Here is an 18,961-nt window from a genome sequence, read left to right as displayed (position 1 = left end):
CCTTTAAGGCAGTGAAATAATGAACAAGCTAACCAAACTTTCTCTGGTGGCAGCGGCGGTCATGCCCCTGCTGACCACGCCAGCTCAGGCTCAGGAACAAGACGGCATCAGCGTCGGCGGCGCAGTCCGGGTCAACTACGGCATGAAATTCTACAGCGATGCCTCCAAAGACAAAGGCGGCGACCTGAGCTTTGACATGGCCGCCATCAAGTTTAACGGCAAGCATGGCGACTGGGGCCTGGCGTCCGAGTACCGCTTCACCTCCAGCACCGATTACATCAAGTACGGCTACGGCTATTACGACGTCAGCCCGGAATGGCAGCTGCAGTTCGGTATTAACAAAGTCCCCTTTGGCAACCGTGAATTCATCTCCAACAGCTGGTGGTTCGGTATCCCTTACTACCTGGGCTTTGAAGACGACCATGATGTGGGTCTGAAAGCCACTTTTGATGACGGCCAGTGGCACACCGACCTGGGCTTCTACAAGAACCCGGAATACGGCGCCTCAGAAAACAAGCGCTACGCCACCGATCTGTACACCGGCACCATCAACGGCACCGACTACGCCAACGAAGAAACCAATCAGCTGAACCTGCGCCAGACCTATACCCTGAGCCATGACGGCGGCAGCACCACCATTGGTGGTTCGGTTCAATGGGGCCAGATCTACAACAGCAAAACCGAGAAAAATGGCGATCGCTATGCCATCGCCGCGCACCTGGACTCCAGCTTTAACGGCTGGAACATTCAACTGCAGGCCATGCAGTACGAATACGATGCCGAAAATCAAGCCGGCGTCGACGGCAATAAAATCGGTGTATCGGTGGTCAGCTGGCAATATGAGATCGCCTCCAAAGGCCAGGCCTACAACTTCAACATCGCCAAAACCATCCCAACCAGCTGGGGCAGCGTCAAGGTATACAACGACTTTGGCATCATGACTCCGGATACGGACGACGACAGCTTTGACAACAGCTACCAGAACGTGACCGGTGCCGCCATCGCCGCCGGACCGCTGTACATCATGGCTGACTTTGTCATGGGCCGTAACATGACCTTCTCTACCGAGATGGACGACCACGTGGGCCTGGAAGAGGCTGGCGACGGCTGGGATCAACGCATCAACATCAACTTCGGCTACTACTTCTAAGCCAAAACACCGTCATCAACCACATCGCAAAACGGCACCTCAGGGTGCCGTTTTTTTACCGTGCCACAACTAAAGCAAGCGACGCTAGGGACGCTGCTGCATCTGCTGGCAGTTACGACAGCTGTTAAAGCTGTCGCGATGATTCTGATAGTACAGATGCACCCTCATGCCAATGCGCTCAAACGCTGCCAGTGTCAGCGGCTCCCGCCACTGATAGGGGCTGAACACCTTTTTCAGTTGCCGGAACAACGTCTGCCGCTGTTCCTGCAGATAACCTTCGTCAATAAGCCGACTTTCAAAGGCCGACAACGCGCCACTGAGATAGAAGGTGATCGCTTGAGCAAACTCGCGAATCTCATCCTCGCTGGCCACTAGCTCCCCTTCGGCCACCGCCTGCCCCAAAAAGCCGGTAATGCTTTGCCAGAACTGATTGATCCTTTGCTCAAACACCTTCACTTTCTCCGGGCTGGCCAGCCGCCAGACCATGGAGTTCACCGCCACCTGACGCACCAGGTTAAAGGTGGGAGAAAAGTGCGTCGCTTCAAAGGTGAAGATAATCGGCATCAACACCTTCTCGATGGGGGTCAGATCAGGATACTGACGCTCAAAGGCCGCAAAATGATTGGTGGTGGAGTTACGCAGAAAACAGCACACCAACAGATCTTCCTTACTTTCAAACAACTTGTAGAAAGTGCTGTTAGACAGCTCTGATTCTTTGCTGACCTGTGACAACTTAAAGGAGATCAGGCCCTGCTTTTCGATCAGGGACTCTGTCGAATCAAGCAAGCGCTGACAACGCTCAAGCTGAGCCTCGGAATGGGGGCATTGCATACGTTCACTACCTATAGAGACGGCATCAAACAGCCGCCGCCATTGTACTAAAAACCGGGTTAACCCAGACCGCAGCAGGTCACATTTGCCACATTAACCAGCCATTTCCCATTCACTTGAGATCACAAATAAACCCAATTCAGTCATCGAAACGGCAAACCTCTGGCAACCCAGGGGCGCTGAATCAACAACTCAAACAAAATCACCCCATAGCACGCCGACTGAATGGTCCACCAGGCCGTCACCGACACCGGCAGGCTCAACACCAACGCCAAGGTCACCGGGCCATGAACCGGCAATCGCCACCACAGGCCACGACTCTCGGTGGCCAGAGGCAACGACGGGATCAGGGCAATCAGCCCCAGCACCAGCACTCGCGCGCCTAGACAGGCGCCAATGGCCATCGCCATGACCCAATAACGCTCGGTAAACATCGACAGGGTCAGACTGAACCCCAGCACCAGCACCAGGACATCGGCCCACAACCGGGCCCCCTCGGTGATAAAGTCGCGACTGCCGGCGTCGATACGAGGAGACAGCAGCAACACCGCCACTGCCGCGGTCACCACCCCGGACAAACCCAGGCCCCATTCCGCCCCCCAGAACAGCAGGTAGCTCAAGGGCAAGAGCAACCGGGGAAAGCGCGCAAGCAGCGGTCGCATCAGCCAGTGCGCGCACCAGGCCAGTATCAGGCTAGCCAGCATCAGCCGAATGAAGTCCCAACTCAATGACAACGGCTGCAGTTGCGATAACGACCCCGCGGCGATCAACAACATCAGTCCCACCACCGCCAGCATCTCTCCCCACAACCCTTCGCCCTCCAGCAGCACCAGTAACCCCCGTTTGTGCGGAATCAGCAACGAGCTCCAACTGGGATCCGCCGCCGCCAGTAATACCCCGGCGATCAGTGCCGACAGCAGCGGAAATCCGGGATGATCTATGCTCAGGTACAACACCATTGCCACCGTCATTGCCGTCACCGCAAACACCAGGCTGGATGGAATCACCACCCAGGGCCACAAGCGGGACAATCGCCGCCGGGAGATGTGCAGCGCCCCCTGAACCATCAGCCAGGGCAGCAACAGGAAATAGATCCCCTTAGCCAGGCCCGCGGCCGTCACCCCGGTTTGCCAGCCAAAACCGGAAACCGCTTGCCCTGCCAGCAGCCCCAGCAACAGCAGCAGCGGGTGACGCGCCAACAGCTCCAGTCGGGCCGTCGCCACCACCGCCATAATGGCAGCCAGGCCCAGTAACCAACTCGGCTCCAAAATCGCACCTGAACCTTAATTAGATAATTGATTTACCTAAGCATAGTAGGCATTTTCACCGCTGCACGGCGGTGGCATTGCCCGGTCCCCGCCCCGCACGTCCAGCCGACATCCCGGCCGAATCCATGGCTCACAGTCCGACAAAGTTGCTTGAAGCCTCTCTGCTGGCAATGACGCGGTCGAATTCAGCTCCTAAAACCAACACAAACTGGGAGCCAGCGCTCACTTTGCCGCCAACCCCGGCAGTTGTGAGCATTTTGAGGGTCGAGTCGTGACCGCCAGGTTAACGAAATGGGTCGAGTCCACCCAAACCACAACCAAACCATCGGCGATACGCCCGGCCAGCACCGGCTTTTGGCCCTTCTGGCGGGCTCAAAACCGGCCTCAAATCATGATGACATTAGAATTACCAAAGTAATCCAACCGCTTGAAGCAGTAATTGACGAAGATTATCGAAACATAAATTGGTGTTTTCAGCCGAGTTTGATTGTGTAATTCAAATTCAATAAAGGCCAATATTTTGCCTTTAATTGACATTATGTTCGTAATTTTCCTACACATTTCAAGGCGACAAAACAAAATAGCCTTCGGCAAGTGAGTTTTTAGATTAAAGAGGATCTAATCAGGTTCAAAAAGTAAAATTCACTTTATTGAGCGATATTCAACCCGCAGTCTGGATAATGACAACCATTCACATTAAGAACCGCTAAAAACGAAACATTATAGATTCCGAATGCATGGCCAAGCCATTGATTCTAAAGGATAAAAATAAGTTGTGAATTTTTCGTTTCAAAAGCCAGAAAAAAAGTGTGATCGCCATCACTAGCCACGGTCGCACAAAAATGGCATGGATCACAAAAAATCATCAATTGGGATGAGAAACTCATTCCCGATTGCTACTAAAATGTGAAGTTCATCAACATTGATTTGGATCAATTTTCTTTCCCGCTTTCCGCTATTGAATACGCTACCAATTACTAGCGTTCAGCTGTGGATTAATAATTTTCAGTTGACGTAGTGAAAGTGAAAGAAAGTAATCATTCCTCAATAGAAGGGAAAACGGCGTGAATCTCATACAGACCATCGCAACGCTCACACCGATTATTTCGGTACTTGTATTCTTGGTGCTATTGCGCATGCCTGCTTCAAAGGCAATGCCAATCTCTGCAGTATTAACCGGTTTAGCAGCTGCCTTCATCTGGCAGATGGATACCACCATTCTTGGTGCATCCGTCGTCCAGGGTATGCTTGATGCGATAACCCCGCTGACCATCATCTTCGGTGCAATCTTCCTGCTGAAGACTCTGGCAGCTTCCGGCGCCATGGATACCATCCGTGCGGGCTTCACCAACATCAGTGCCGATGCCCGTGTTCAGGTCATCATCATCTGCTGGCTGTTCGGCGCCTTCATTGAAGGTTCTGCAGGCTTCGGTACTCCAGCTGCCATTGGCGCTCCACTCCTGGTACTTCTGGGTGTTCCGCCACTGGCTGCTGCCGTTGTTGCGCTGATTGCTGACTCCACTTCAGTTTCCTTCGGTGCCATCGGCCTGCCGGTACTGTTCGGTATGGACAAAGGTCTGGACGCCGGTGGCGTTTCCATGGCCGCTGAGCAGATCGCTGCACTGGGTGCCAACGCAACCTTCGCTGACTACGCTCAGCAGATTGCCATGCACATGATCACCATCGATCTGGTGACCGGTTCACTGATTCCTGTGGTACTGGTTTGTGTACTGACTGGCTTCTTTGGCCGCAACAAGTCCTTCGCTGAAGGCCTGGCCATTTGGAAGTTCGCCCTGTTTGCCGGTCTGGCCTTCACCATCCCAGCCTGGCTGATCAACTACTTCGCCGGTCCTGAGTTCCCATCCGTTATCGGTGCTCTGGTTGGTATGGCTGTGGTTATCCCTGCGGCTAAGAAAGGCTTCCTGCTGCCAGCCAAGCCTTGGAATGACTTCGCTGAAAACGACGGCAAAGCCGCGTCTGCCACTGCGGGCCAACCACAGGCTGCTGGCGCCGACGTCACCAAGGCCCAGTTTTCCCAAGCCGCTGCCTGGACCCCATACCTGGTAATGGCCGGTCTGCTGGTACTGTCTCGTGTTGTTGCCCCTCTGAAGAGCTTCCTGCTGAGCTTTAACATCAGCTGGCCTGGCCTGATGGGCACCTCCCTGAGCTCCGGCTTCAAGACCCTGTACGCACCAGGCGCCTTCTTTGTCGCCGTGTGTATCCTGGGCTTCTTCATCTTCAAGATGAAGCCAAAGGCCTTCACCGGTGCGTTCACAGACTCTTGCAAGTCCATGATCCCAACCATCATCTCCCTGGGCGCCTCGGTTCCTATGGTGAAGATCTTCCTGAACTCCGGTGAAAACGCCGCAGGCCTGATGTCCATGCCTAAGGCGCTGGCTGACCTGCTGGCCAACACCATGGGTGCCGTTTGGGAATGGACCGCGCCAATCGTTGGTATCTTCGGTGCCTTCCTGTCTGGCTCCGCCACCTTCTCCAACATGATGTTCTCCGGCCTGCAGTTCTCTGTTGCCGATAACATCGGCATGAACCACGCATTGGTACTGGCCCTGCAGGGTATCGGTGCTAACGCCGGTAACATGATGTGCGTAATGAACGTGGTTGCCGCCGCTACCGTTGTGGGTATGGCTGGCCGCGAATCTGAAATTATTCGTAAAACCATGCCTGTTGCCCTGGCCTACGCCTTCGTAGCGGGTACCATCGCCTTCTTCTGGGGCGGGTTCTAACACCTGCGCCAGAGATGAAAAAAGCCGGACTAAAGAGTCCGGCTTTTTTATTGCGAACCATAACCATATCACTTCATCCCCGGCGCCCTGATTAACACTTTTTACATTTACAAAAATAAGAAAATTCGAAATTCAATTTATATAACAATACGTAGATGGTCGAATTTATCGACTGTTGCATAAAAAGCTCACCCCCACACCCACAAATAATCCCCCCCGGTTTCACCTCCCCTATTGGCTTCATGGTGCCAAAATCAGATTTTGTGCACACATCCAATCAGCGCAGCGCGACGAACCTCAAACCCAACGTACCACCCCTGCCGATGAAGGGCATTCCATTTTCCATTTCAGAAAGCAAGGCGACAGGCAAGCTTATCGAGTCGAAGCTCGCTTGGTGATTCAATCAGGCAGGCTTGCAGCCATGGGCAACAAGCGTGCTCTGAAAACCGACACTGCCTCGACCGCCAGTGGCAAAGGACCACTCGCACACCTGATGCTGCCGAGTCTATTTCAGGGAAGACCGGCGTTATCACAGATCTCTCAGGCAAGCGTTATCAGGCAGTAAGCAGCGGTAACCCGGCGAAGGCGCCCCCCAGACCAGGGTCAATCAAGCGGCGCTGATAAGGCAAACCCAGTGCAACAAAAATCACCATGGTGAGCCGCGCCGGCATCTGCAGCGCTGGCGAATACCCCTGTGCCGTTCCCCCAGCAACGGCACGCCCCTGTGCTGGACTTGGTCGGTGGGCCACGCTCGACCATCGGCCGCCTTGTTGAGCAACTGCTCTGTTGCACCTTTAAGAGAGACCGCAACCAACCCCGGCAGCCATCAAGAATTATTTTCGATAATTTTGTTCACTTGCACAAAAACCGGGGTCTTTTTTAACTCTATATTCGGTCATTCGTCCAAAGATGTAGAAATGCCCTTATGGCATAGTATTGATGTTGAATAAATGTGATCCAGGTGCGGGCTATACCAAGTGCAATAAATATTTGTTCAAATATTTAACTCCCTTGGTACACAATATAAGGGTATAAAAAAGTGCTAACTGCTAACTACAGTGAACTGGCTAACAAACTTAACCAGATTCTAGACCAGGACCGCGTTCACACCGACTACCTTCGCCGGGTAGCCTGGGGTACCGACGCTTCTTTTTATCAAAAACGTCCACAGATCGTTGTTCACCCGAAGACCGAAGCTGAAGTGGCGGCCTCCCTGGCGGAGTGTCATGCCAATAAGACTCCGGTTACCTTCCGTGCTGCCGGTACCGCCTTGTGCGGTCAGGCCATCTCCGACTCCATCCTGATGGTTGCCGGCAGTGGCTGGGACAAGTACGAGGTACTCGATGGTGGTGCCCGCATGAAACTGCAGGCCGGTGTGATCGGTGCCAAGGTCAACCAGGTGCTCAACCCGCTGGGGTGGAAGTTTGGTCCCGATCCAGCCACCATCGCTTCAGCCATGGTGTCCGGTATTGTGGCCAACAACGCCTCAGGCATGAACTGCGGTACCCACCACAACGCCTACCGCCTGATTGAATCGGCCCGCATCGTTATGGCCAACGGTTTCGTACTCGATACCGCCAGTGAAGCCAGCCGCAAAGAGTTCGCCGCCAAGCACCCTGAGGTGATCAAAGGCATCGAGCAGATCCGCGACGAGATTGCCGCCGACGAAGAGATGACTGCGCGCATTAAGCGTAAGTACTCCATCAAGAACGTGACCGGTTTCGGCATGAACTCCTTCGTTGATTTCCATGACCCGTTCGACATCATGCTGCGCCTGATGGTGGGGTCAGAGGGTACCCTGGGCTTCCTGTCTGAGGTGACCATGAAGAGCGTGGTGAAATCCTCCCACTCCGCCTCTGCCATGGTGTACTTCGACTCCCTGCGTGGCGCCTGTGAAGCGATTGTGGAACTGCGTAAAGACGCCTTTGACGAGACCAACGCCGCCGAGTTGCTGGATAACTTCGCCCTGAAAGCGGTCGCGGCCTCCAAGTACCAAACCCCAGACTTCCTGAACGACATCCACAAGGACGTCACAGCGGTACTGTTCGAAACCTTCGGCATGAGCCAGGAAGAGATCGACGCCAACATCGCCAAGATGACCGCCATCATGGCCAAACACGGTCTGTACAAGCCGGCCGAGTTTACTCAGGTAGGCTCTGAAATCGCCAATATGTGGGCCATCCGCAAGGCGGTATTCCCTCTGGCGGGCTCCATGCGTCCGGCGGGCACCTCCTGCATCATCGAAGACATCGCCTTCCCTATCGAAGTGCTGCCTCAGGCCACCATCGATCTGCAGAACCTGTCTTTCGAACACGGCTACAACGACGCGGTGATCTACGGTCACGCCCTGGAAGGCAACTACCACGTTATCTTCTCTCAGGACTTCAGCACCCAAGCCGAAATTGATCGTTTCGATAACTTCATGGCAGCGGTCGTTGAACTGGTTGCCACCAAGTACGATGGCTCCCTGAAAGCGGAACACGGTACCGGCTTCGGTATGGCCGCCTTCGTTGAGAAGGAGTGGGGCAGCAACATCTATGGCATGATGAAGCGGGTTAAGAAGGTGATGGATCCGTCCGGCATCCTCAACCCGGGCGTCATCATCAACGATGACCCACACTGCCACTCTAAAGGGTTTAAGCCACTGCCTAAGGTGCACGATCTCATCGACAAGTGCATCGAGTGTGGTTTCTGCGAGCAGCACTGTGTCGCCCACAGCCTGACCATGTCACCCCGTCAGCGCACCGCCGTTGCCCGAGTGATGAAAACCTTGGAAACCACCGGCAAAGAGCCGGAAGTACTGGCGGATCTGCAAGCCAACTACCGTTACTACGCCATGGACACCTGTGCCGCCGACGGCCTGTGTAAGCTGGGCTGTCCCATGGGCATCGACACCGGTAAGTTCATCAAGAAGCAACGTGCCAAGTACGCCACTTCCATGGACAAGAAGATCGCCAACTTCACTGCCAACCAGTACGACAACCTGGAAGGGGTAGCCCGCTTTGCGCTGGGTGCCACCGACATTGCCCGTGCCGTGATTGGCGAAGGTGGTATGGGCGCGGTCACCGGTCTGGCGCGCAAGATCATGCCTGGCATGCCGATTCCTCAATGGACTGAAGGTATGCCTAAACGTGGTAAGGCCCTGCCTGAAATGTCCACCAAGGGTGACACCAAAGCGGTGTACTTCCCTGCCTGTCTGAACCGCATGCTGGGCACCGCGCCAAGCAACAAGGATCAACGTTCGATTCCTGAGACGATTAAGTCTCTGTTCGAAAAAGCCAACATCGAGATGCTGTGCGGTGAGAAACCTCAGGGTCTGTGCTGTGGCCAGTCCTGGGAGTCTTACGGTCACGACGAACAGGCGGATCGCAAGTCTGACGAGCTGTCCAAATGGCTGCTGGAAGTCTCCAACAACGGTGAGCACCCGATTCTGGTGGAAACCACCGCCTGTCTGGAGCGGATGCGCCGTGCCTGTGACAAGCGCCTGAACATGCTCGGTCCAGAGGAGTTCGCCATGCAGTTTATGGTCGACAAGCTGGACATCACCAAGATCGAAGAGAAGATCGCGGTGCACCCAACCTGTACCTGTCGCAAGATGGGCATCGTCGATGACCTGGTTGGCCTGGCCAAGCTGTGCGCATCCGACGTTGTGGTACCAGAGCGTGACAAGGTTGGCTGTTGTGGTATGGCCGGTAACCGCGGCATGAACTACCCAGAGCTGAACGCCCACGGCCTGCGTAACCTGAAAGCGGAAACCAAAGACAAGGGTTGCACCAGTGGCTACTCGGTGTCGGCCACCTGTGAGATCGGCCTGACCACTCACTCCGGCATTCCGTACAAAAACATCCTGACCCTGCTGGACAAAGCGTCCAAGGCCAAAGCCTAAGCGGTCCTGAGATGACAAAGGCCACCCTCGCGGGTGGCCTTTTTTTTCGGATAACCGTTCGCTGAAGGGCTCATATCGACGTCACACAGCTCAAGTCTCTTCAGGCCCTTACCATTGGCTTACAACGCCGCTATCTCCCTCTTATGGCCGCGTATTGGCCCTGTGTCAGAGACACGAGCTCGTCGGGAGCCAACTCAATCTCCAAACCCCGCCGTCCCCCGGAGACAAAAATCGTGGCATGGGCCTGTGCCGATTCGTCCAGCAATAGCGGCAGTCGCTTTTTTTGCCCCAGGGGGCTGATGCCGCCGACCACGTAGCCGGTGGCTTTCTCTGCCATCTTAGGATCGGCCATGGCCAAGCGTTTGGCTTTCACGGCCTTAGCCAGGGCTTTTAGATCCAACGACCCGGTTACCGGCACCACTGCCACATACAGTTTGCCACCGTCGTCAGCAGCCAGCAGGGTCTTAAACACCCGCGCCGGGTCCTGCTGCAGTGCATCGGCGGCCTCCAGGCCATAGGAGGGACTGGCGGGATCGTGGTGGTATTGATGGAGTTGATACGCCACTTTGGCTTTCTTGGCGGCATTTACGGCTGGGGTCATAGTGGATCGCTGTTGAGTCAATCAGGACCACCCAGTATGCCACACTCACGGTCTTCCTCGATCAGAGTGGATCACAAATCTGCTGCCTTTGATGACCCGGGCAGCATAAGACGACCTATTTTTGTTGCTAAAATAGGCTTTACGCCCTCATAAAGATTAACAGAACGTTATATTCTTTTTATATTCAAAGTTCAAAAACAATAAAGATAATTCAATATTGAAATACTGAAACCTCCCCATTGAAATTGTGACCCACAGTCAGGAAAAAAGACAAAATAGAATATAGGATTTGCTCATTCTCTCTCCCAGGCAATATCAATGAATAGCAAGCTCAATAAGCTGGATTACTTTACGCTGAGTGTGTTTGTCGAGTTGTATGAACAGCGCAGTGGCATCGCGGTGGCGCGTCAACTCAATAGCACCCAACCTAAAGTCAGTCGCGCCCTGACCTGCCTTCGCGAAGTGTTCGAGGATGAACTGTTTGTCCGCCAACAATACGGCATGATCCCGAATCAACGAGCCGAGTTTTTTTACCCGATGGCCAAGGAACTGGCCCGCCAGTACCAGCAGTTGTCCCAGGCTCTGGCCCACGATTATACCCAGAGATGGGAGGTCAATATCGCCGCCCAGGAGCACCTGTTCCGACTGATGGTGGATTGCCTGAACCAAACCCGCGCCGAACTGGGCAACGGCTTCGGCTACAACCTGCACCCCTGGACCCCTGATTCACACAAGCAGATCAATCTGGGGCAACTGGACTACTGCATCTCGATCAACCCCAAACACTCGGATTCCGTGGACTTACACCACATTGGCACCGTGAAAAACTACTTCCTGGTCGCCCGTAAAGGCCACCCGGTGTTTGAACAAACGGTGTCACTGCCTAACCTGCTGCAACACCCGATGGTGTTGTTTAACTATGCCTTGAGCAGCCTCAAACATCACCGCATCGAAGTGGCGGCCCAGGAGCTCGGTTGTGCCATCGAGGTGGCCATGAAAACCTCCAGCATGTCACTGCTGCTGGAACAGCTGGCCCGGACCGATCACATCAGCATTCTGGCGTCGGTGTTCGCTCTGGAAGCGGTCAAGGAACGCAGCGAACTGGCGTATGTCAACATTACCGACTACTGGAGCAAACAGGTGTTGTCACCTCACAGCACCAACGAGTTCCAATTCTATCTGGAAAGCAAAGGCAGCGCCGACAGTCGTTTAACCGAAATATTTGCCAGAAACCTTCGGGATAAAATTTTTACCTTGCAATCAAAGCAAGATAGTGAACAAACTTATTAAAAACCCATTTTCAATATACCTTTTACCTTATTGAATACTGAGTTGTTCATTTTTAATAAAACAGCAAGCTCGGAAGTGTAAATTTATATTTCAGGTGAAGGAATCGATAATTATTATTATCTTCATCTTTCTACACCGTCTCAACACCCATAAAAACGCCACCCGAAAAGGTGGCGTTTTCCTTCCATCGGTTCACTAATACTGATAAGCAAACGTCAGTGTGTACTCACTGCCGGCATTCTTCCAGAATACGCGGTGATTCTCCTGCTCATATTCACTCTCTTCGCCCAACAGGTTTTTCACCTTCAACTTGGCCGACAGCGAGTCGGTAGGATAGAAGCTGTAGGTGAAATCCAGCGAGTGAAACGGCTGCTCATAGACGTCATCCAGCCCCCCGGTACCGGCATAGGCGATGCGCTCGCCAAAGACGTTGTACACCAGGGTTGCCGAGTGCATGGACCCCGGAGAATCAAAACTCAGCTGCAGGTTGGCCACGTACTCGGAGTGACCGGTCATTCGGCGGGCCGTGTTGGTGGGATCGATGTTGCCTGAAGGCGTGATCTTGATCTCTGAGTCGCTCAGGGTCAGGTTACCAGCCACAAACAGGCCATCGAGAATTTCACTGCCTTCATTAAACACCCCAAGACGCTGAAAGAACTCGGTTTCAATTCCATAGATCCAGCCATCTTCGGCGTTTTGGAAGGTCAGCAAGGTGTCCTGTTCAGTCACCACCTGCACCGACTCAATCGGGGCATCGAAACGCTTGTAGAAGCCACCTACGCTGAGGTTGCTGCCCGACTCCAGGTACCACTCCCAACGCAGGTCAAGGTTCTGAATGTCCGAGCTCTGCAAGTCGGCATTACCGATCATATCGAAACCGGTGACCGGGTCCTGAAATCGCACCGGCGCCACTTCACGCAAATCCGGACGCACCAGGGTCATGCTGTAGGCCAGTCGCAACTGCATCTCGTCATTGAGGGTCCAGGTTGCCGCCAATGACGGAAACCAGTCATCTTCACTGGTGGCGTAATCGGTGATCGCGTTACGGCCCCCCTCATCGGACACCTGCCCCTCCTGAGTCAGTGGCAGCACCAGCTGACGGAAATCCTCATAACGAACCCCACCAGTGATTCGGAACACCTCATCGAAGTTCCAATCGAAGCCAAAGAAGGCGGCATCGTTCATCTGAGCGGCAATGTAATCGTCGGTCTCAGAGGTGGTATCCAGCAGGGCAAAACCATTGTCTGGATTAAACAGGTTGTCATCGCCGAACACCTGTCCGAACTCGCCGGTCAGATTCTCACTCTGGTAACGGGATGCATCAAAAGACAGACGCGTGGAATACGAGGTTCGAGCCCGCTCAAAGTACTCATAGCCACCGGACAAGCGCAACACCGACTCCCCCAGTTCAATGGGCAGGGCCAGCTCGAAACCGTAGTTCTCGGTATCGTCATCCAATCGGCTATAACGATACACTGCGGCGTCTGAGCGGCGGGCCATGGAACGACTGGCAAAACTGCCGTCGTCATTTTGTACCACCGAGTATTTGTAGTTCAGCTCATTGGGCGCATCACGCTCGGCACGGGCGTCGGTGTACTGCCAGCTGGCCTCCAGATCCCACAGAGCTGGGAAATAATGCTGGCCACGAATCTGGTTGCTGATCAGCGTTCGTTCTTCATAGTCAATGGCATAGCGCTGCAACGCCTGATCTTCACTGATGGTATCCAGGGTTTCATCAATGGAGACTCGAACATCGTCAGAGGTATCCCTGAGGTAGGTGCTGAACGTTTCCAGCTTATGATCCTCGGTCAGCTCCAATCCCATGTTCCACATCGCCGACCACTGCACGATGTCATCGGTGCCTTTGGCGATCGAACTGGCGTTCAGCTCCCCCTCCTTGTTGACCAGCTCATACTCTTCCTGCTCATAGTTCTCGGTCTGTTGCTTGTAATAACCAGCGCCGACAAAACCAAGGATATAGTCACTGCCGGCATCCAGATCAAAGCTGTCACCAAAGGCCAGGCTACCCCGAAAGCCGGGACTGCTATCCTTGGCCTGCACCGTCATGTCGCGATTCATGTCCTGAGCCAGTTGCCGGTTTATGGCGATGGACTGATCCGCATCGCCAGTGACCCGAAAAATGTCAGTCACCGACACGCCACCATAGGTGTTAAACGCATCACTGATGCTCTGCGGCATCGCTCGAGTGCCGTCGTCCTTGCCTTGCCAGTCGTCACTGCCGCCGGAATAGGTCAGGCGATCGTTGGAGTGCAAGGAATTGTACTGGCCACCAACCGACACTTTAAAGAAGGTGTCCGCCGGAATCGATTTGGTTCGAATGTCCACATGCCCGCCGCCAAAGGTGGCTGGCGTATCCGGTGACGCCGATTTTTGCACCGATAACGACTGAATGATGGCCGCGGGAAACATGTCCAGCGGAATCACACTGCGGGTCGGGTCCGGAGAGGGCACCTGGGCACCGTTCAATGAGGTGCTGGAGTAACGCTCTCCCAGACCGCGTACGTAGATAAACTTGCCGTCTTTCAGAGTCAGACCGGTGACCCGACGCAGCGCTGCGGCGGCATCGCTGTCGCCGGTACGGGCGATCTGATCGGCGCCCATCAGGTCCGCGACCTGGGGCGATTCCCGGCGCTCTTCGGTCACCTCAGAAGCGGTGCGCTGGAGGCGGCCGGTAATGACGATCCGCTCAATGGGAAAGTCGTCGGCACCACTGGCCTCCTGTTCGGCCCAGGCCGGCGCTGCCGCCAGGGCTGCCAGTACCGCCAAAGACGCCTGGCTGATGTTGAATGTTGATTGGGTTTTCATTGTCAGACTGTCCTGTGTCCTGATCGGCCAGGTTGCCCCGCTGCCTGTGGCAGCGGGACAACCCAGAGTGGATTGGGTATGCATGATGACGGTCAGGCCGCCCCGGCATTACGGCTTAAATGCCCACCCTTCAGTCCAGTCGGTGACACCATCAAAGGCGCCGATGTAATCGGTGGCATCAAAGAAGGCATCACCACTCATGTCTTTCCCCGCCCCCAGTGCCGGCGAGCCGACGGCAGGCATGCCCTTGGTCAGCATCGCATCGGTCAGGCTGTTGCCTTGCTGAGCCGTCCACCAGGCCGTGGTCTCATAGCCGTCGTCCTTAATGGCCTCGACACAGTCGATGATGCTGTGGGTAAAGGTGATGTCGCCACTCTGGGTGTTGGCCCAGGTGTCGTCGCCGTCGATCTCCAGGCACTCACCGGTATTGGCGCCGCCCTGGATAATCAGGTTGGCCAGGTGCGCTCCGGTCGCCACCCGCAGAATCATCCCTTCGGCATCATCGGAGCCGTTGTTGCCTTGGGCAGGCAGAATGGTGACGTTAGACAGGGTCGGCTGTGACATCGGCAGCCCCAGCGGGTCCGACTTGCTGCTGTCCGCTTCGATCCCCCGGTTGGCATTGTTGTCTTCCTGAGTGATGAACACGTACTGAGCCTTACCGGTCCAGCCATTGGTCCAATCCAGAGAGTCATCGAAGTTGTCGGTCAGGTACACGTACTTCAGGTTTACCGAGCCGCCCCAGAACTCGACCCCATCATCGCCATTGGCATGAATCTGAATGTGGTCTACCTGGGTGTTGGCCCCCACACCGGCAAAGCTGATGCCGTTCATCTCTTGAGTGTCATTGATTTTAAAGCCGGCGTACTTCACCACCACGTAGCTAAGCTGACCGCTGCTGTCGCTGCTGTCGTTGCCGCCAAAGCTGTGATTGCCGACCTCAAAGCCCTGATCGCAGTTGTCCAGATCCGGGCACTTGTTGGTCGGTGCATTGCCCAGCAGTACCAGACCGCCCCATTGACCGCGGTCGGTCGCCAGCCCGGTCACATCCTGTTCGGAGGTAAACACGATGGGTTCCTCGGCGGTTCCCTGGGCCATGATCTTAGCGCCGCGGCTGATGACCAGGTAGCTGTTGCTGGTGCCGTACAGCTCCACCCCCGCCTCAATGGCCAGGGTGGCGGAGTTGGTGTTGTCATCACCAATGACCACCGCGCCGCCGTCCAGTTTGTATTTGACGTTGGTGCCCGCCAGCAGGGTCAGGCTGCTGGTATAGTTGCCTTGCAGGGTGCACACCAGGTCGATGCCCTGTATCAACGCTGCCGATGCGGCATCATTGCTGGTACCCGCCGGGCAGGACGTCAGTGGCTGTTGAGTCACCGGCGCATCGACCTCATCGTGAATGTCGGTGGTCCACCCGAGCGTCCAGTCGGTGCTGCCATCAAAGGCCCCAATGTAATCGGCGTCCACCAGGCGCGAGTCCAGGTTCGCCAGATCGGTCTTACCACCGGACAGGGCCGGAGACGACGGATTAGGCTGGTAATCGTTCAGGTCTGCCGCCACCGCCAGGTTGCCCTCCTGCCCCAGGAACCAGGCCTGGGTGTCGAGGATAACCACATCGCTGTCGTCCTTGCTGCTCTTGAACGGCTCGACACAATCGATAAGGCTGTGACTGATGCTCAGATCGCCGCTGTTGGCGTTGGCCACGGTCGAGGCATCATTCACCTCCAGACACTCGCCAGTATCGACGCCGCCCTTGACCAGAGCGTTGTAGACGCTGCCGCCGGTGCCAACCCGGAACAAAATCCCTTCGGCATCGTCATCGGAACCATTAGTGCCCCCCGCCAATTGCAGAGTCAGGTTAGACAACACCGGCATGGATACCGGCGTGTCGGTGCCGCTCTTGGAGCTGTCAGCTTCAATGCCTCGGTTGGCGTTGTTGTCTTGCTGACGAATAAACACATGCTGCGCCGAACCACTCCAGCCGTTGGTCCAATCAAAGGAATCATCCAGGTTGTTGGTCAGCACCAGGTGATTGACTGAGACGTTACCGCCCCAGAACTCGACCCCATCGTCATCGTTCATGTGAACCTGAAGATAATCGACGCTGGTCCCGGAACCCACACCGGCAAAGCTGACGCCATTGAGTTCCTGGGTGTCGTTGATTTTGAATCCCGCAAACTCTACTCGTACGTACTTAAGCGTACCGGAATTGTCTTCGGTGTCATCGCCACCAAAGGCATGGTTGCCCACTTCAAAACTCTGATCACAGCTGCTGAGATCCGGACATTTATTGGTCGGCGCATTGCCCAGCAGCACCAGCCCACCCCATTGACCGCGGCCGGTTTCCAACCCCAGGCCAGACTGCAGGGAAGTAAAGATAATGGGCGCATCAACGCTGCCCTGGGCGTTGATTTGAGAACCGCGACTGATCACCAGGTAGGCGTCACTGTTACCCAGGATCTTGGTGCCGGCTTGCACATTCAGCGTGGTCTGATTCTCATTGTCTCCGCCGACAACCACGGCCCCGGACAACTCCCAGACCACGTCGTTGCCCAGAGTCAACTGGCCATTGGCAGCCCCCTCGGGACCAATCAACGTCCCCTCCAGGCGCCAGACCTGCTTGCCATCGACCGCGCCGATGCTGTCGCTGCGGCTGGCGAAACCACTGTACTTGTCGGCGATAGGGTCGCTCGGGTCAACCGGATCCGGGTTGGTGACCGGTGGCTGAGCGGTATCACCACCGGTGTTCAGGTTGATGTCTCCACCACAGCCCGCCAACAGCAGCGAGGTCGTCAATGCTCCAACAGCAAAACGCTTATTCCATTCCATCTTTTTCTTCCCCAAGAACTCAGAGTCCTGTTTACGGTTCTGTTTACATAGTGCTTTGGGAAGCTAGACAGAAATTGTGACAATCCCGGTACGATTTCATGTCACTAAGGCTGCAGCTTTGTTGCCCATTTGTGTCACAACGAAACGACCGCCAGAAACAAAAAAGACACAAAAATGCAGCATCGGGCTGCTAGAAATAGCTCAAGTCAAAGGCTTGCGGCCCCAACAACGGTACGTCGCAGCCCCGGCCGGTGGCCGCTCAAGGTCATCACCGAGCATCACTTTGATGACTGCCTTTTCGATGTCTCGGTCCGTCGCGGATTTCTTCTCAGGTTTCGAGTCGGCGGCTCGAGTGAATGATCATCAAGGATCGCCTTGAACCGGTGCCTGGCACCGGTTCCTTTTTTCTCACTGCGGGACATTTTGTCCCAGCCTGATGGTTATTCCTTGTAATCCTTGTTCTATAAAGGTTTTTTATGTTGATCCACATCCCATCACTTCGAATTCACATTTGCTGAAAACCCATCACAGATCAACCATGCCCGCAGACGTTCCCTTGGGCGCTGCGGCCCGACTGTGCATCCATCGCCGCAGCGCCATTTTTTTCGGAGTTTCCCATGGCGTATCGTGCCCTGATTACCGGCCTGCTGTGTTTTGCGACCCTGTCGGCTCATGCCATCGAATGCAAAGCCAGTTATGGCGATGGCCAGGTTGAGTTCAAATTGGCAACCGGCAGCCCTGGCGAGCTGGGCCTGCTCAAAGCCCTGGCGGAAGACTTTAATCAACGGCATGACAGCCGTCTGTGCTGGGTCAAAGCCGGCTCCGGCAAGTCCCTGTCCCTGCTGAAATCCGGCGACGTCGATATGGTTATGGTGCATGCCCCCGCCGCCGAAAAACAGGCCGTCGAACAAGGCTGGGCCACACAGCGCACCCTGATTGGCAGCAACGAATTCTACCTGGTGGGACCCAGCTCGGATCCCGCCGAGGTTCGTCATGCACGCAGCATCACCCAAGCCTATCAGCAGATAGCCGATAGCTCGGCGCTGTTCCTGTCCCGGGGCGACAACTCTGGCACTCACAAGAAAGAGCGGATGATTTGGGAGAAGGCCCAGCGTTCGCCTCAGGGTCAGTGGTACCGGGTCACCGGCAAGTTTATGCGCGCCACCTTACGTCAGGCCAATCAGCAGCAGGGCTATTTTATGACCGACAGTTCCACCTGGGTGGCAGAAAAAGCCAACCTGTCAAAATTAAAGGTGCTATTTGCCGGCGACCCCATCCTGGTCAATACCTACCACGCCCTGCGTGGCAGCCAGGGAGACGCCGCCGCGATCAAACTGTCCCAGCACTTTATCGATTTTGTCGGCTCCGAGGCCGGCCAGTCGATTCTTACCCAGTACGGTAAAGCCGATCACGGCGCCGCCATGTACACCGGCATCGCCGATACCACTATCAGCCACTAAGCGGCTGCACCCCTTCGCTCCGGCGGGTTGTCAGGTTTCTAATCACCTCCTGCGCATCCCGCCCTCTCTTGCCAAAGCT

10 protein-coding genes are annotated in these 18,961 nt (G+C 55.2%); 5 read left to right on the top strand and 5 right to left on the bottom strand.

Annotated elements, in window-relative coordinates; all coding sequences use genetic code 11:
- Nucleotides 1-19 precede the first annotated feature (19 nt).
- Nucleotides 20-1,150, top strand: a complete 1,131-nt coding sequence (locus J8Z22_RS07105) for a hypothetical protein (protein ID WP_371878111.1) — start codon at nt 20-22, stop codon at nt 1,148-1,150.
- An 84-nt stretch (nt 1,151-1,234) separates the two neighbouring features.
- Here the strand turns inward: J8Z22_RS07105 and J8Z22_RS07100 are convergent, their stop codons facing one another.
- Nucleotides 1,235-1,981, bottom strand: coding sequence for a TetR/AcrR family transcriptional regulator (locus J8Z22_RS07100; protein WP_051252747.1), 747 nt, complete (start codon nt 1,979-1,981; stop codon nt 1,235-1,237).
- 143 nt (nt 1,982-2,124) lie between these two features.
- Entirely contained in the window at nt 2,125-3,249 is a 1,125-nt protein-coding gene (locus J8Z22_RS07095) for a hypothetical protein (RefSeq protein ID WP_252009761.1), read from the bottom strand.
- 1,064 nt (nt 3,250-4,313) lie between these two features.
- Here J8Z22_RS07095 and J8Z22_RS07090 point away from each other — a divergent pair.
- Both J8Z22_RS07090 and J8Z22_RS07085 read left to right on the top strand, forming a co-directional pair.
- Nucleotides 4,314-5,993: an L-lactate permease gene (locus J8Z22_RS07090; protein ID WP_035415951.1), complete on the top strand. Its 1,680-nt coding sequence runs from the start codon at nt 4,314-4,316 to the stop codon at nt 5,991-5,993.
- Between the two features lie 1,039 nt (nt 5,994-7,032).
- On the top strand, nt 7,033-9,879 hold the full coding sequence (locus J8Z22_RS07085) for an FAD-binding and (Fe-S)-binding domain-containing protein (RefSeq protein WP_051252750.1): 2,847 nt from the start codon (nt 7,033-7,035) through the stop codon (nt 9,877-9,879).
- A 130-nt stretch (nt 9,880-10,009) separates the two neighbouring features.
- Here J8Z22_RS07085 and ybaK read toward each other — a convergent pair whose 3' ends face one another.
- A complete protein-coding gene (gene ybaK / locus J8Z22_RS07080; RefSeq protein WP_252009759.1) occupies nt 10,010-10,480 on the bottom strand; it encodes a Cys-tRNA(Pro) deacylase in 471 nt (156 codons plus the stop codon).
- 318 nt (nt 10,481-10,798) lie between these two features.
- Here ybaK and J8Z22_RS07075 point away from each other — a divergent pair, with 318 nt between their 5' ends.
- Complete coding sequence (locus tag J8Z22_RS07075; RefSeq protein ID WP_028113660.1) at nt 10,799-11,770, top strand: LysR family transcriptional regulator; 972 nt, start codon at nt 10,799-10,801, stop codon at nt 11,768-11,770.
- 195 nt (nt 11,771-11,965) lie between these two features.
- On the opposite strand, the gene J8Z22_RS07070 is transcribed toward J8Z22_RS07075, so the two are convergent.
- Nucleotides 11,966-14,596 carry a TonB-dependent receptor domain-containing protein gene (locus J8Z22_RS07070; RefSeq protein WP_252009757.1) on the bottom strand — a complete coding sequence of 877 codons (2,631 nt, stop codon included), beginning with the start codon at nt 14,594-14,596 and terminating at the stop codon, nt 11,966-11,968.
- Nucleotides 14,597-14,704: 108 nt separating this feature from the next.
- Nucleotides 14,705-17,422 carry a hypothetical protein gene (locus J8Z22_RS07065; RefSeq protein ID WP_252009753.1) on the bottom strand — a complete coding sequence of 906 codons (2,718 nt, stop codon included), beginning with the start codon at nt 17,420-17,422 and terminating at the stop codon, nt 14,705-14,707.
- Nucleotides 17,423-18,039: 617 nt separating this feature from the next.
- Between J8Z22_RS07065 and J8Z22_RS07060 the strand changes: the two genes are divergently transcribed.
- Entirely contained in the window at nt 18,040-18,882 is an 843-nt protein-coding gene (locus tag J8Z22_RS07060; protein WP_252009751.1) for a substrate-binding domain-containing protein, read from the top strand.
- Nucleotides 18,883-18,961 lie beyond the last annotated feature (79 nt).

The organism is Ferrimonas sp. SCSIO 43195 (assembly GCF_023716685.1).
Classification (GTDB): domain Bacteria; phylum Pseudomonadota; class Gammaproteobacteria; order Enterobacterales; family Shewanellaceae; genus Ferrimonas; species Ferrimonas kyonanensis.
Note: the sequence above shows the minus strand (reverse complement) of the source record. Positions and strands in the feature narration are given on the sequence as shown.